Raw genomic sequence first — 12,431 nt, 5'->3', positions numbered from 1 at the left:
CAAATTTGTGGAGCAGGAGGGAACCGACAATGAAGTCAGATATTATCTACTTAAAATTGGAACAAAATAGTCAGGTGTCACACAAAAAAGTTCTACTGGAGGATGTTGCCGAGATCCTGACTGCGGATCAGACGCTGCAGAAGGAATCCGGCAAGCTGGTGCTTTATACTTTTTCGCAGGAGAAAGAGCAAAAGCTTGTCTTTTCGGCGATGAAGGTCATTGAGCTTTTGCAGAAACAGCGCCCGGGTCTGCAGGTGATCAATATCGGAGAACCGGATTTTATCGTAGAATATAAGGACACACCGAAGCCTGCCAAGTGGCTGGAGATTGTCAAGGCTGCCTTTGTCAGTCTGATCATATTTTTCGGCGCAGGTTTTACAATTATGACATTTAACACGGATGTCAGCGTGGGTGATGTATTTTCTCTGTTCTACAGGCTGGTCATGGGGACGGAGCAGACCAAGGGCAGCATCATGGAGATTACCTACTGCGTGGGGATTGCCATAGGAATCCTCGGCTTTTACAATCATTTCTCTGCCCGGAATGAGAGGGATGATCCGACACCGCTTCATCTGGAAATGCGCAATTATGAGCAGGAAATGAACAATGCGATCATCAAAAATGCATCCAGGGAGGGCAAAGAAATCTCATGATATGGAAGTTGATCTTATTGGGAGTGATCGGATTTGCGGGCGGAATCAGTGTTGCCGGCGGCGTGTTCGCATTTATCTCTATTCTGGAAATGCTGCCGAGGCTGGCGAGCCGTCTGCATACAGCGAACCGTGTCTATTTTCTGGAAAACTGTATATTTCTGGGAGGTGTAACAGGGGCAGTACTGACGGTATTTCACATTTCCATTCCGTTTGGAAGTGCGACATTAGCTGTGTTCGGACTATTTTCCGGCATCTTTGTGGGCTGTCTTGCCATGGCGCTGGCGGAAACACTTAAGGTCATTCCGGTTCTGGTACAGAGAGTAAAGCTCGCGGTGGGACTTCCGCTTGTGATCCTGGCGCTTGCACTTGGCAAGGCGATTGCCTGCTTCTATCAACTATATTTCCGGATGCAGCATTAAAACAGATATGTCCATAAAATTGACGTGTCCGTAAAATTGGACAGAGAAAAGGAGAGAGTGATATGAATTCAAATAATGACCCATCCATTGAGGAGGTTCTTCAGGAGAAAGACAGCGAAAAACAGAAGCAAAAATATAATGACTACGTCAGCAATATTACGCCGAAAAGCAATCGTTTCTTAAACTGTGCCAAGGCGTTTCTGGTGGGCGGTGCGATCTGTGTCGTGGGAGAAGGCTTTAACAGTCTTTATCAGTATCTCGGCAATGATAAGGAGCTGGCGGGGCTTTATACCACATTATCTCTGATCCTGCTAAGCATTATCCTGACCGGACTAAACATCTATCAGAAGCTGGGGCAGTTTGGCGGTGCGGGAAGCATCGTACCGATCACCGGCTTTGCCAATTCCGTCGTATCCCCGGCGATCGAGTTTCAGGCAGAGGGACAGGTCTTTGGTATCGGCTGCAAGATCTTTACGATCGCGGGACCGGTGATATTGTATGGGATATTTTGCAGCTGGGTGGTCGGGGTGATCTACTGGCTTGGGAGCATTATGTGACCGGTTATTGTAGGCGATTGTGGAAATTTTTCCTCTGTTTTTAAAGGGTTAAAAAATATACTCGTAAGTTACTTTCTTACGAGTATATTTTTTTGAAGAATTATTTCAGGCAGAAAAACAGGGGGAGGGACTCTCTTCTTTTGCTTCCGGGTTTGTTTGGATATAATGATAGAAAATATGCCATTTATTGGAGAAAGCAGGACAAAAGATGAAAGAAAAAATCGTAACAGAGCAGAATATCGCCCGGTTTGAAAAAGAATTAAAAAAATCCGAAAAAACACCAAACACCATCCACAAATATGTACGTGATGTGCGGAAACTGCAGACGTATGCTGACGGAAGAGGTCTCACCAGAGACCTGATGATCGCATACAAAAAAGAACTGGAGGAACAGGGTGGTTATAAAGCGAACAGCATCAACTCATTTCTCACAGCGATCAATCGGTTCTGCATCGTTATGAAATGGAACGATCTGTGCATCAAGACGATCAAAGTACAGCGAACCGCATTTGAAAACGAAGAAAAAGAGCTGACCATGGAAGAATATAAAAGAATGGTCAGCACAGCCAGCCGCCAGGGAGAAGAGAAGACAGCAAGACTTCTGCAGACGATCGCCGGAACCGGCATCCGTGTCGGTGAACTCAGCTACATCAATGTAGCATGCTTACAAAACGGCATGGTCGATGTCCATAACAAGGGAAAGGTGCGCCGGATCCTGTTACCGTCCGCCCTGCAGGAACTGCTGAAAGAATATGTACAGAAGCATAATATCTGTGAAGGTGCCGTCTTTCAGAACCGCAACCATCAGCCGGTTGACCGCAGGGAAGTATGGCGGCGGATGAAAGCAGCGGCAATGGCAGCCGGAGTGCCCTCCGGCAAAGCATTTCCCCATAATCTGCGCCATTTGTTTGCAAGGGAGTTCTATCAGCAGACAGGAGATATCGTCAAGCTCGCTGATGTACTCGGACACAGCAGCATTGACACAACCCGCATCTACGTGAAATCAACCGGAAAGGAGCATAAGCAGCAGCTTGATCAGATGAACATGGTCGTTGACCACAAAGATGGGGGGCTGGCAGGGAATGAGCCGGTACGGATAACAGAATCCGGGATCATACTGGCAACAGCCGAAAACGTCCGTGTTATGGCAGACAACACCTATCTTTCACAGCGGATATTATTTCCTCTGGAGATGATGTGTTTTATGAGTACCCTTTCCGGATCGGACAAAAAGAAATGGGAGCAGTGGTATCAGAAGATTGAACAAAGCGATAATGCTGCCGGAAGCAGGAAAAACAGGATCTTTCCAACGATTCTATAAAAAAGCGACATAATATGTATTATGACTCATTCACTCACTTCATCAGATATCAAACAGTTTCAATCGTATCTGATGGATTCTAACGTAAAATTGAATACAGCGAAAAAGTATGTGCGAGACGTGAAAAAGCTCGCACATTTTTTGTCGGATCAAACACAGACTTTGTCTCAGAATTCATTGGATGCGTTTTTGAAGTCATTGCCGGAAGCAGGATATGAGGCGCGTAGTATTAATTCGATCATTGCCAGTATTAAGTCGTATTGTAAGTTTGCCGGTCGTACAGATCTGCAGTGCAAAAGCCTCAATATCCGCAAAAAGAGCAACCACGAAGATATTCAGAACCGTTTGACAGAGGAGGAATATGAGGCGCTGCTTCGTACGGCGTTGGAGCAGAAGAATTACCGACAGGTACTGATGATACAGATTTTTGCGGTGACGGATAAGGTATATCCGCAGAACCTGAAGAGACAGCTTGTACGAAGTCATTTCTCAGTTACATATCCTTAGTATCGTTTCCAGTTAAAAACGGGCTTGTCAATAATGCAAAAAAGAGTATAATAAACCTATTTATTCGCATTTAGTGCTTCCAAGCACGACAGGCATATTCTGCAACACACAATCCAAAGATAAATTTACACCACCGGTTAACGAGTCGGTGTTGATTTGCGTGACCAATGATGATATGATGAACATATAAACAAAGAACTTAAATGAGTCTCTCAAGCAGAGCTCATATGATACCTTCCGGGCCAGGTATCCCCATAAAGCAAGCGGGGATGTCGGACCTCAGAGACTGAACCTTGCTTGTTTTGTAACACGTCTACGATAAGTAGGGGAAGCGAGGTAAGGCAGTGGGTACTGAACAATATTCAAAAGCGATAAGAGAAACAGCAGAGAATTTAAGGATCATTGATGATGCCATGTTCCGGCTGGTGGCGGAACGAAAGGAAGTCTGCCAGGAGATACTCCGCACACTGTTGGACCGGCCACAGCTAAAAGTGGTAAGCGTAACACCGCAGTGTGTTATCACGAGTTTACACAGAGAGATTATTCTGGATGTACTCTGTATTCTGGAAAACGGAACATATATGAACATTGAGATGCAGAAGGGTTCCGGTAATGACGATATCAAGAGGAATTGGTTTTATGCATCATCAACTACGGCAGCATATACGCCAAAGGGAACCGATTTTTCGGATATCCCGCAGGTAACCATCTTATATATTACGGAGTATGACGCTCTACATAACGGGCAGATGATCACACATGTGAAAAGGTGCATGAAAACAAATGAGGGGTATGCTCCTGTAGATGACGGGGAAGATATCTTCTTTGCCAATACAGTAGTGAAGGATGGTTCGGACAAATCCGAACTACTCCAGTTATTTTTACGAAAAGATGTATTTGAAGATGCCAGATTCCCCGCATTAAGCAAAGCAGTTAAGTATTTCAAAGAGACGGAGGGAGGTTTGGGGAAAATGTGCAAAACAGTAGAGGATTATGCGAAAAATTATGCGGAAGAACGTGAAAAAATCGTTCGAGAAGAAGGACGTTCGGAGGGATTGACTGAGGGACGTTCAGAAGGATTGACGGCAGGGCGTTTGGAGGCAATACGCAAAATGCTGGGAAGCGGATTATCCCGTGAAATGATCCTTTCTATGGATTACTCCGAAGCCGAACTGCAAGCTGTTGAGCAGGAATTATTCACGCAAGTGTAAGATGGATCAGCGTGAAAGGTAAGAGGCTGTCTCATAAATGTGGGACAGCTTTTTGATATATAGGAAAATGCTCGTAGCGTAGTGTTATGTCAACGAGAATTGCGAAGCAATTCTTGGAGGGGAAAACGCTGGTTTTGCCCTTTTTTGCAGGAAGGGAGTGGTGCCATGCAAACAATAAACAAGAAAATTCTTATAGTGACAGGTGTTATATTACTGGGTATCATAGTAATCGGCGCAATCCTGTGGACGGATCGTGAGGGAATCATGCGGCAGCGCGGTGGTACCGGAAAGCAGTCCTATACGGCGCAGACACCGGATCCAACAGCTGCGCCGGCTGCAGATGAGGAAGAGATTCTGTCAATGGTACATAGAAAAGATTATCTGCAGGTAAAGCTCGATCAGAAGAAACAGACGATCAAGGTGAGTTGGGAGGCGCTGACCAAGGCACAAGAATATCGATTGACCAGATACCGCGTCCGGGACGATAAACCTGACCGGATGGAAATGACAAAAACATACAAGCCGGGGAAGAAGCAGTATGAGTTTACACAGAAGTTTTCTTACGGCGATGTATTTCGTTATGAGATCGAGGTATTCCAGGAGGGGGGGATGTGGCTTTTAGATCCGAAGAGCGAGGGAAACAGCCGCGAGATATTCTGTGAAATGTATGGCACAACGCTGGATCAGTCAATTGATGACATCAGAGGAGACAAAGGCTTTTCCCGTCTCGTATTCCGAACCTTTGGCTCGGTTCAAGCGGATGGCTTTGAAATATACCGCGGTACGACAAAGAGTAATATGCAAAGGATTGACGTTGTGAAGAAACAAAAGCTTCAGAAGACAAAGCTTGACACGGGGAAAAGAGGTTTTCTTTATGAGGATTACACGGCACAGCCGGAGCAGGTGTACACTTATCAGGTCAGACCATATGTCATCGTTGGCGGCGAACGTAAGCTTGGGGAAAGATCCGAGGTGCGCTGGCTCGCAACCGATAATTCCGATGGAAAATGCATGGCTCAGATCAATGTAAAGAATGCCAGACGAATCAAATATTATGAATTTAAGATCCACTCTACGGACGAACGAGATATCTGTTTTGGAAAGAAATATAACAGCCGGACAAGCTGGGGCGGGGGCTTCGACTTCTTTGTCGGAGATATGGAAATGGGAGGTCTCGGAGACGGTGTGAACTCGATCGACCAGATGGATATATCGTATAAGCAGAGGAAGGACGATACCTATCAGAAGCTTGCCGATGACGATGAAATTGTCATCCGACCGGGAAAGACCATGTATATCCGACTGGAAAGAAAAGATCATCAATCCTTCGAAAACTATTTGTATGGAAGCGATGGAAGCAGCAACATTGTAAGTCTTGGCATGTTTGCATATCGCGGTCGCAAGGCGATGATCAACATAGAATATCAACGCGGCAAAACAACCGCCGTCGACGTCACATGGGAACGCTACGACTATAAACTAGACTCCGATGTTGCCTATACAAATTAAAAGATACCACTTAAAATGATGGTAAACGTGTGGTCATATTATTTCTTATGACAGAAAAATCAAATAGACATTTTGCCTCAAAAAATAAATTAATCCGTGAACTATAACGAAAAAATTGACGCAGATCAGTAGGATTTCTGAAAAGTCTTTGCTTTGCAATGCTTTGATAAATACGCATCCGCACGACTGAGCCCCGTAGGTGGGCTCAGCTATTTCGGACGGCACGCTCCCGCTACCACTGCACCACGCAGCGGTACATAACGCCCCAAGTACTAAACAAATTAAGAATATATATTTAAAACTTGGGGCGTAAGTACCGGCGGGTGCAAGTGCCTTTCGAAACATCTGAATCCCACCTCGGGGCGAGTACGGTAGGATGCGTTTATCAAAAATCAAAGCAGCAAAGCATATAGACTTCTCGAAATCCGTAAGTGACAAGTCAATGTTTTCGTTATAGTTCACGGATTTTTCAGTCCTTGGGATGGCAAAATATCATGTGGATAATTGGTCATAAGAAATAATATGACCACACTACCGACAGAGTTTTCGTCTCTTTCGGATGATATAGTACATTTCATTTTCCATCGCCATGACCTTTTCCAGAGGAACACTTTTGAAAACGGGTATCTTCATTTTAAACTTGATCCAGATTACCGAATAAACGAAAAGGATCAGGAATGTAATGCCGGTGACAAGCCAGATCATCAGACGCTCAGCAGGATCGGTAGAGATATTGATGATCATATAGACCGTGCCGGCGATACCGATCAATGGAAGCACCGGACCGAATGGAACCTTGAAGGTGCGCGGCGCCTTTGGCAGGCGGTGGCGCAGGACGAGGACGTCGATATGCGCAAAGATGTAGGAAACCATCCAGAAAACAGAACCGACAAGGATCAGAAAGCTGATCAGCTTGGAGGAATCATTACTGATATATCCAAAGAAAAGGATTAAAAGGCTCACAAACCACACACCGATATATGGAACATTATTCTTGTTTGTTTTCGCAAAAAACTGCGGCATCATATTCATTTTCGCCATGCCCTGACAGATATTGGCAAGTCCCTGGACACTGGAATTCTGCGTACTGACAACAGCGAGTGCGGCCACAAGTGTCATCCAGAGCTTACCCGGAGTTCCGAGAAGATTCATACCGTAGAGAAGGTGAGGTGCCGGTGACTCGGTCAGCTCCTTCCATGTGGTATAATTGTGGAACCCGAAGATCATCACAGACTGCACGCCACACATGATCGCCAGACCAATGAACATGCCAAGAGGCACATTGCGTTTGGCGTTTTTGACATCCTTGGAAATTGGGATCGCATACTCCGCACCGATGAAAAGCCAGAAAGCAACCGCGATCATCGGAACGATATCGGCAGGATTAGTCGTCATGTAATAAGGCTGGTCAACCTTGACGCCGGTTCCCATGCCGAGAGCACCGATCAGTCCCATGAAGAACATGGAACCAAGCAGCAGATAGGCAACAAGATCCTGGATCTTGGCGAACATGTCAACGCCTTTTAGGTTTGCAATCAGAAGAACTGAAGTTACAAGAAAGGTGTACCAGAAATTGGAGATGGGAAGATGCAGGATCTCTCCCATTGCATAGGAGAAGATCGAAGCCTCTACGCCGGCAGAGAGGACATTACATAAAATATATCCACCGACCATGGAGACCATGGTTGGCACCGGTCCGAGACTTGTGAGTGTATATTGTGCCAGACCACCGGTCGTATTTGGCATCAATGCATTCAACTCAGACATGGACGCGATGGATATCATATTTAACATGCAGGCTATAATCATCGCGAAGATAAAGACTACACCGATATTGCCGGCTCCCTGTCCCAAAGAGACAAGACAGCTTGTTGCGATAACTAACCCCACGGAGACAGATACCACATTTCTGACTCCCAGTTTTTTCTCTTCCATAAGTACCTCCGATCCCCACATCGGTACAGACGTTAAGTCTGTATCAGCGAGTATTACCTCCCTTTACGACCTGCATAGATAAAATATCTGTGCTGTTATTCTGTTATATGAAATAAATACAACGTCTGCATCAGAGTGCATCAATGCCCTCGTCCCCGGTGCGGACACGGATTGCATTGTCAATGTGATAGACGAAGATCTTTCCGTCTCCGATGTGTCCGGTGTATAATTCTTTTTTGATCAGATCCAGAATTTCATCGAGACGACTGTCATCCACAACAACATTGATCTGCTGTTTTGGAAGAAGCTCCATTTCATAGCGTTCATCCACTTCATATTCGCGGGTGCCTTTTTCGCGGCCGCAGCCAAGCACCTGTGTAAATGTCATACCACCCACACCTGCCTGACTCAGCACGCGCTTTAAACCATTAAATTTCTGCATACCTGTGATAATTTCAATCTTGCTCAATCCCATAATGATCACCATTTCCTTTTTAAGACAACCTGTACCAATATACGGACAGGTATATTGGTACAGGATTCTTGCTATTTTCAAATGTTTGTTACAGATTCATTGCCTTTTTGGTATCGGCAAGGGACTCATCCATACGGGTGAGTACATCCTCCATATCCTGCTGAGAGATAACAGCGGTTGGCTCGAAACGGATCGTCTTTGCATTTACCAGTGTACCGGCAGTCATAACACGTCTTGCGAAAAGTCCCTTTGCACACTCATATCCAATGTCGGAAGTGTGGAACTCAACAGCCAGCATCAGACCGGTACCACGTACCTCAGAGATGACCTCCGGATATTTTGCAGCAAGCTTCTCAAGACCGGCTTTTAAGAATTCACCCTTCTTCTTGCAGACACCGGGAATATCGTTTTCAAGCATATATTTGATCGTTGCAAGTGCTGCGGAACAGCATACAGGGTTTCCGCCGAATGTAGGAGAACCGAGAAGCCATGGGTTGTCGATCAGCTCCTGTGTCCACATCTTTGGTTTGCAGATAATACCGGTGATCGGCATGATGCCGCCGCCGAAGGCTTTACCAAAGGTCATGATATCAGGAGTGACGTCCTCTGCCTCGCAGCGCCACATTGTACCGGTACGTCCCATACCGGTCTGGATCTCATCGAAGATCAGAGCAACACCGGTCTCGTCACAGATCTTACGAACCTCGGTAAGGTATCCCTCCGGAGGAATGATAACACCGGCCTCACCCTGAATTGGCTCAAGGATAACACCGGCAACCTTCTCACCGACTGCCTGAAGGTTTTCGATGGCTTTGCGGATATCCTCAGCAACACCATACTGTACATGCTGTACCTGCTGAACCATTGGAATATATGGAGTACGATATGTACTCTTACCACCCATGGAGATGGCACCCATTGACTTACCATGGAAAGCACCCACTGTGGAAATGTACCATCTGCCGCCGGTTGCGATACGTGCAAGTTTTAAAGACATCTCAACGGCCTCTGCGCCACCGTTTGTGAAGAAGCAGTACTGCAGATCACCCGGCGTGATGTCAGCAACAGCCTTTGCAAGATAGCCACGAAGCGGATCAAGAAGCTCCTGGGAATGAAGTGCCTGATGATCAAGCTGTGCCTTTACGACATCGAGGATCTCCGGGTTTCTGTGACCACATGTGTAAATACCGAAACCACCAAGACAGTCGATGAATTTCTCGCCGTTTAAGCCGTAGCAGTAAGCACCTTCATCCTGCCACTCAAGTACGGCACCGTTCTCGGAATCGGATGAAACGGATTTTCTGTATTTGAGCCATCCCGGACTTACATAGTTGTCAAAATAGTGAAGTGTGTCATCCACCATTTTCTTTTTATCGTCAGCGGAGATCTGATCGCTGTCTGTGCGGATCAGAGAAATGATTTTGTCGAGATCTTTAATTACCTGTTCTTTCTGTGCCATAATAAATTCCTCCTTTTTGGAAAAAATAAAGACGTATCCGCTGAAATCAGTTCGCTGTAAAAACGAATGAACTTCAGCAAATACGCCTTTGTATTTCAGATGCTATTTTGTTGTTGCATTTATCATAGCACCGGGTATACTTGTTTGCAATGACATTTTGCAAGCAATTTCTGCCAGTAAAAAGGTATAACTACTTGTTAACTGGTAGAAAATATGGTACTCTGTTTCCAGTACCGGAAGAACGAAAATCATGAGAAGCAGAGAACATACTCTGATAGGAGTAATCCTTTAGGGTATAGAGGATGCTCGTAAGGTAGAGTGAATACACCGAGAATTGCGAAGCAATTCTTGGTGGGCAAAACGCCGGTTTTGCCCTTTTTATAGGAATGGAAAGGCGTGAGAATACGATGGAGAAAAATCAGTTTTTGATCTATAACGATCTGATCGACCACTTGTACAACTGCACCGGTATGGAAGAATTGAAAAAGGATTTCATGGTGCCGGTGCGTATGTTGATTCCGTATACGTACTGCAGCATTCTGCTGGCGGCGGAGGGGATAGATTCCTCGTCACTGGCACAGGCAGAGAGTCTTTATCAGCCGGAGCCGGTCTGTGTGCCGGACACATTTGCGGAAGCGGAGAAACGGTATATTCAGAGGGCGGCACAGGATCCGGTGCTGTGGTTGATCCATGGCAATGAATCCACGCTGATCTGCGAGAGTGAGATCTTAAGTGAGAAGGAACGGTTGGAGGGAGAGCTTCACAGGTCTTGTTATGAAAGCTATGATATTTATGACACGATGCAGTACAGTATCGTGGCGAAGCATCATCTGCTGGGGGTTTTATCTTTATTTCGGACGAGGATCGATGGCTGTTTTCAGTCGGACGATATGTTTTTTCTTCGTTCCATTGGGGTACATCTGAATAAGGTATTTCCCAAAATATTGGCGGCAGACCGGGAGCAGAGTACCACTTTACGGACAGTAGAGGATATCCGGCAAATGCACGGTCTGACGGTGAGAGAGACACAGATCCTGGAGAAGATCCTGCAGTTTTATTCGAATGAAGAGATTGCAGAAGAGTGTGGGATCAGCAGCCTGACCGTGCAGAAGCATATACAGAATCTTCTGCGTAAGCTGGGGGTTGGATCAAGACTGGAACTGTTCCGGCAGTATTGTATATAGAATTTGAAACAGATGGAGACAGCGTTGCAGCTTCGCAGCGGTTTGTTCAGAAAAGAGGGATTATATGTGTACAGCAGCAACTTATCAGACGAAGGATTTTTATATTGGCAGAACATTGGATTATGAATTTTCTTATGGGGATCAGATTACGATCACCCCGCGGAATTATCCGTTTCGTTTTCGTTATATGGGGCAGATGCAAAGTCATTATGCTCTGATCGGAATGGCACATGTGGCGGCGGATTATCCGTTATATTATGATGCTGTCAATGAGAAAGGTGTCGGAATGGCAGGTCTAAATTTTGTGGGGAATGCTGTTTATGAGTCCGAAAAAGCGGACAGGGAAAATGTCGCTCAGTTTGAATTTATTCCGTGGGTTTTATCGCAGTGTGCTTCGATGAAGGAGGTTAGGACGCTTCTGGAACGGATCAATCTGACCGGGACATCGTTTAGTCCACAGCTTCCGACAGCGGGACTTCACTGGATCATTGCAGATAAGGACGACTGCATTACTGTGGAGAGCATGGCAGACGGACTTCATATTTATGACAATCCGGTAGGAATTCTGACGAATAATCCTCCGTTTGATATGCAGATGTTTCAGCTCAATAATTATATGTCACTTTCTGCCAAACAGCCGGAGAACAGCTTTGCACCGGAGCTTGGTCTTTCCTCGTACAGCCGCGGAATGGGAGCGATGGGGCTGCCGGGAGATCTGTCCTCTTCCTCCCGTTTTGTGCGTGCGGCATTTGTGAAGCAGCATTCTGTTTCCGGGGAGAGTGAGGCGGAGAGTGTCAGTCAGTTTTTCCATATTCTTGGTGCGGTGGACCAGCCGAGGGGCTGCTGTGATGTGGGCGAGGACAAGTATGAGATTACGATCTATACATCCTGCTGTAACGCCTCAAAGGGCATCTATTATTATACGACCTATGAGAATCATCAGATCACGGCGGTGGATATGCACCGCGTGGATCTTGACGGAGAGCAGCTTGTAACGTACGAGGTTGTGACCGGAGAGCGGATCAACCGGGCAAACTAAATGAGAAGATTCTATACCGTAAAATAAACAAAGTGTCCTGTTTTTAGGACACTTTGTTTTGTTGATGTGCGCCTAGCGGCGCACGTTTCTAACGGGTTAAAGTCCCGAATCCGCCCGGTAGTGGGAAGGATATAGCCGAAGGCAAGGGTGTCCATCGTGAGA

Annotated in this window: 12 protein-coding genes; 9 read left to right on the top strand and 3 right to left on the bottom strand. The window is 46.0% G+C overall.

Annotation, left to right across the window (positions count from 1 at the left end):
* The first annotated feature begins 29 nt into the window (after nucleotides 1–29).
* The 7 genes from ACZLMD_RS04365 (at nucleotide 30) to ACZLMD_RS04335 (ending at nucleotide 6,177) form a co-directional block, all read left to right on the top strand.
* Nucleotides 30–653 (top strand): stage V sporulation protein AA, encoded by a 624-nt coding sequence (locus ACZLMD_RS04365; protein WP_022305453.1) that lies wholly within the window; start codon nucleotides 30–32, stop codon nucleotides 651–653.
* The gene (locus ACZLMD_RS04360; RefSeq protein WP_489495180.1) at nucleotides 650–1,072 is read left to right on the top strand and encodes a stage V sporulation protein AB; all 423 of its coding nucleotides are present in this window, start codon (nucleotides 650–652) and stop codon (nucleotides 1,070–1,072) included. Before ACZLMD_RS04365 ends, ACZLMD_RS04360 begins: the two co-directional genes overlap by 4 nt.
* 62 nt (nucleotides 1,073–1,134) lie before the next feature.
* Complete coding sequence (gene spoVAC / locus ACZLMD_RS04355; RefSeq protein ID WP_118559408.1) at nucleotides 1,135–1,629, top strand: stage V sporulation protein AC; 495 nt, start codon at nucleotides 1,135–1,137, stop codon at nucleotides 1,627–1,629.
* A gap of 208 nt (nucleotides 1,630–1,837) precedes the next feature.
* Nucleotides 1,838–2,950 (top strand): tyrosine-type recombinase/integrase, encoded by a 1,113-nt coding sequence (locus ACZLMD_RS04350; RefSeq protein ID WP_484107099.1) that lies wholly within the window; start codon nucleotides 1,838–1,840, stop codon nucleotides 2,948–2,950.
* Between the two features lie 21 nt (nucleotides 2,951–2,971).
* Nucleotides 2,972–3,457, top strand: coding sequence for a site-specific integrase (locus tag ACZLMD_RS04345; protein ID WP_484107100.1), 486 nt, complete (start codon nucleotides 2,972–2,974; stop codon nucleotides 3,455–3,457).
* A gap of 413 nt (nucleotides 3,458–3,870) precedes the next feature.
* The gene (locus ACZLMD_RS04340) at nucleotides 3,871–4,668 is read left to right on the top strand and encodes an Rpn family recombination-promoting nuclease/putative transposase (protein ID WP_489495195.1); all 798 of its coding nucleotides are present in this window, start codon (nucleotides 3,871–3,873) and stop codon (nucleotides 4,666–4,668) included.
* A gap of 165 nt (nucleotides 4,669–4,833) precedes the next feature.
* Nucleotides 4,834–6,177 (top strand): hypothetical protein, encoded by a 1,344-nt coding sequence (locus ACZLMD_RS04335; RefSeq protein WP_489495179.1) that lies wholly within the window; start codon nucleotides 4,834–4,836, stop codon nucleotides 6,175–6,177.
* Between the two features lie 531 nt (nucleotides 6,178–6,708).
* Here ACZLMD_RS04335 and ACZLMD_RS04330 read toward each other — a convergent pair.
* The 3 genes from ACZLMD_RS04330 to ACZLMD_RS04320 form a co-directional block, all read right to left on the bottom strand.
* Nucleotides 6,709–8,112, bottom strand: a complete 1,404-nt coding sequence (locus tag ACZLMD_RS04330) for an APC family permease (RefSeq protein ID WP_022305169.1) — start codon at nucleotides 8,110–8,112, stop codon at nucleotides 6,709–6,711.
* A 130-nt stretch (nucleotides 8,113–8,242) separates the two neighbouring features.
* Nucleotides 8,243–8,587, bottom strand: a complete 345-nt coding sequence (locus tag ACZLMD_RS04325) for a P-II family nitrogen regulator (RefSeq protein WP_243100707.1) — start codon at nucleotides 8,585–8,587, stop codon at nucleotides 8,243–8,245.
* 88 nt (nucleotides 8,588–8,675) lie between these two features.
* Nucleotides 8,676–10,046, bottom strand: a complete 1,371-nt coding sequence (locus tag ACZLMD_RS04320; RefSeq protein ID WP_489495178.1) for a putrescine aminotransferase — start codon at nucleotides 10,044–10,046, stop codon at nucleotides 8,676–8,678.
* Between the two features lie 407 nt (nucleotides 10,047–10,453).
* Between ACZLMD_RS04320 and ACZLMD_RS04315 the strand changes: the two genes are divergently transcribed.
* Both ACZLMD_RS04315 and bsh read left to right on the top strand, forming a co-directional pair.
* Complete coding sequence (locus ACZLMD_RS04315) at nucleotides 10,454–11,230, top strand: helix-turn-helix transcriptional regulator (RefSeq protein ID WP_482522426.1); 777 nt, start codon at nucleotides 10,454–10,456, stop codon at nucleotides 11,228–11,230.
* A 64-nt stretch (nucleotides 11,231–11,294) separates the two neighbouring features.
* On the top strand, nucleotides 11,295–12,269 hold the full coding sequence (bsh, locus tag ACZLMD_RS04310) for a choloylglycine hydrolase (protein WP_489495177.1): 975 nt from the start codon (nucleotides 11,295–11,297) through the stop codon (nucleotides 12,267–12,269).
* Nucleotides 12,270–12,431: the final 162 nt, after the last annotated feature.

Source organism: Jutongia sp. (assembly GCF_057878315.1).
This window is presented reverse-complemented; position numbering and strand designations above follow the sequence as displayed.

Bases quoted from the DNA above. Each gene is read 5' to 3' on its own strand.
- ACZLMD_RS04320 (WP_489495178.1), bottom strand. From the start codon at position 10,046: ATGGCACAGAAAGAACAGGTAATTAAAGATCTCGACAAAATCATTTCT.
- ACZLMD_RS04335 (WP_489495179.1), top strand. From the start codon at position 4,834: ATGCAAACAATAAACAAGAAAATTCTTATAGTGACAGGTGTTATATTA.
- bsh (WP_489495177.1), top strand. From the start codon at position 11,295: ATGTGTACAGCAGCAACTTATCAGACGAAGGATTTTTATATTGGCAGA.
- ACZLMD_RS04345 (WP_484107100.1), top strand. From the start codon at position 2,972: ATGACTCATTCACTCACTTCATCAGATATCAAACAGTTTCAATCGTAT.
- spoVAC (WP_118559408.1), top strand. From the start codon at position 1,135: ATGAATTCAAATAATGACCCATCCATTGAGGAGGTTCTTCAGGAGAAA.
- ACZLMD_RS04315 (WP_482522426.1), top strand. From the start codon at position 10,454: ATGGAGAAAAATCAGTTTTTGATCTATAACGATCTGATCGACCACTTG.
- ACZLMD_RS04325 (WP_243100707.1), bottom strand. From the start codon at position 8,587: ATGGGATTGAGCAAGATTGAAATTATCACAGGTATGCAGAAATTTAAT.
- ACZLMD_RS04360 (WP_489495180.1), top strand. From the start codon at position 650: ATGATATGGAAGTTGATCTTATTGGGAGTGATCGGATTTGCGGGCGGA.
- ACZLMD_RS04350 (WP_484107099.1), top strand. From the start codon at position 1,838: ATGAAAGAAAAAATCGTAACAGAGCAGAATATCGCCCGGTTTGAAAAA.
- ACZLMD_RS04330 (WP_022305169.1), bottom strand. From the start codon at position 8,112: ATGGAAGAGAAAAAACTGGGAGTCAGAAATGTGGTATCTGTCTCCGTG.
- ACZLMD_RS04340 (WP_489495195.1), top strand. From the start codon at position 3,871: ATGTTCCGGCTGGTGGCGGAACGAAAGGAAGTCTGCCAGGAGATACTC.
- ACZLMD_RS04365 (WP_022305453.1), top strand. From the start codon at position 30: ATGAAGTCAGATATTATCTACTTAAAATTGGAACAAAATAGTCAGGTG.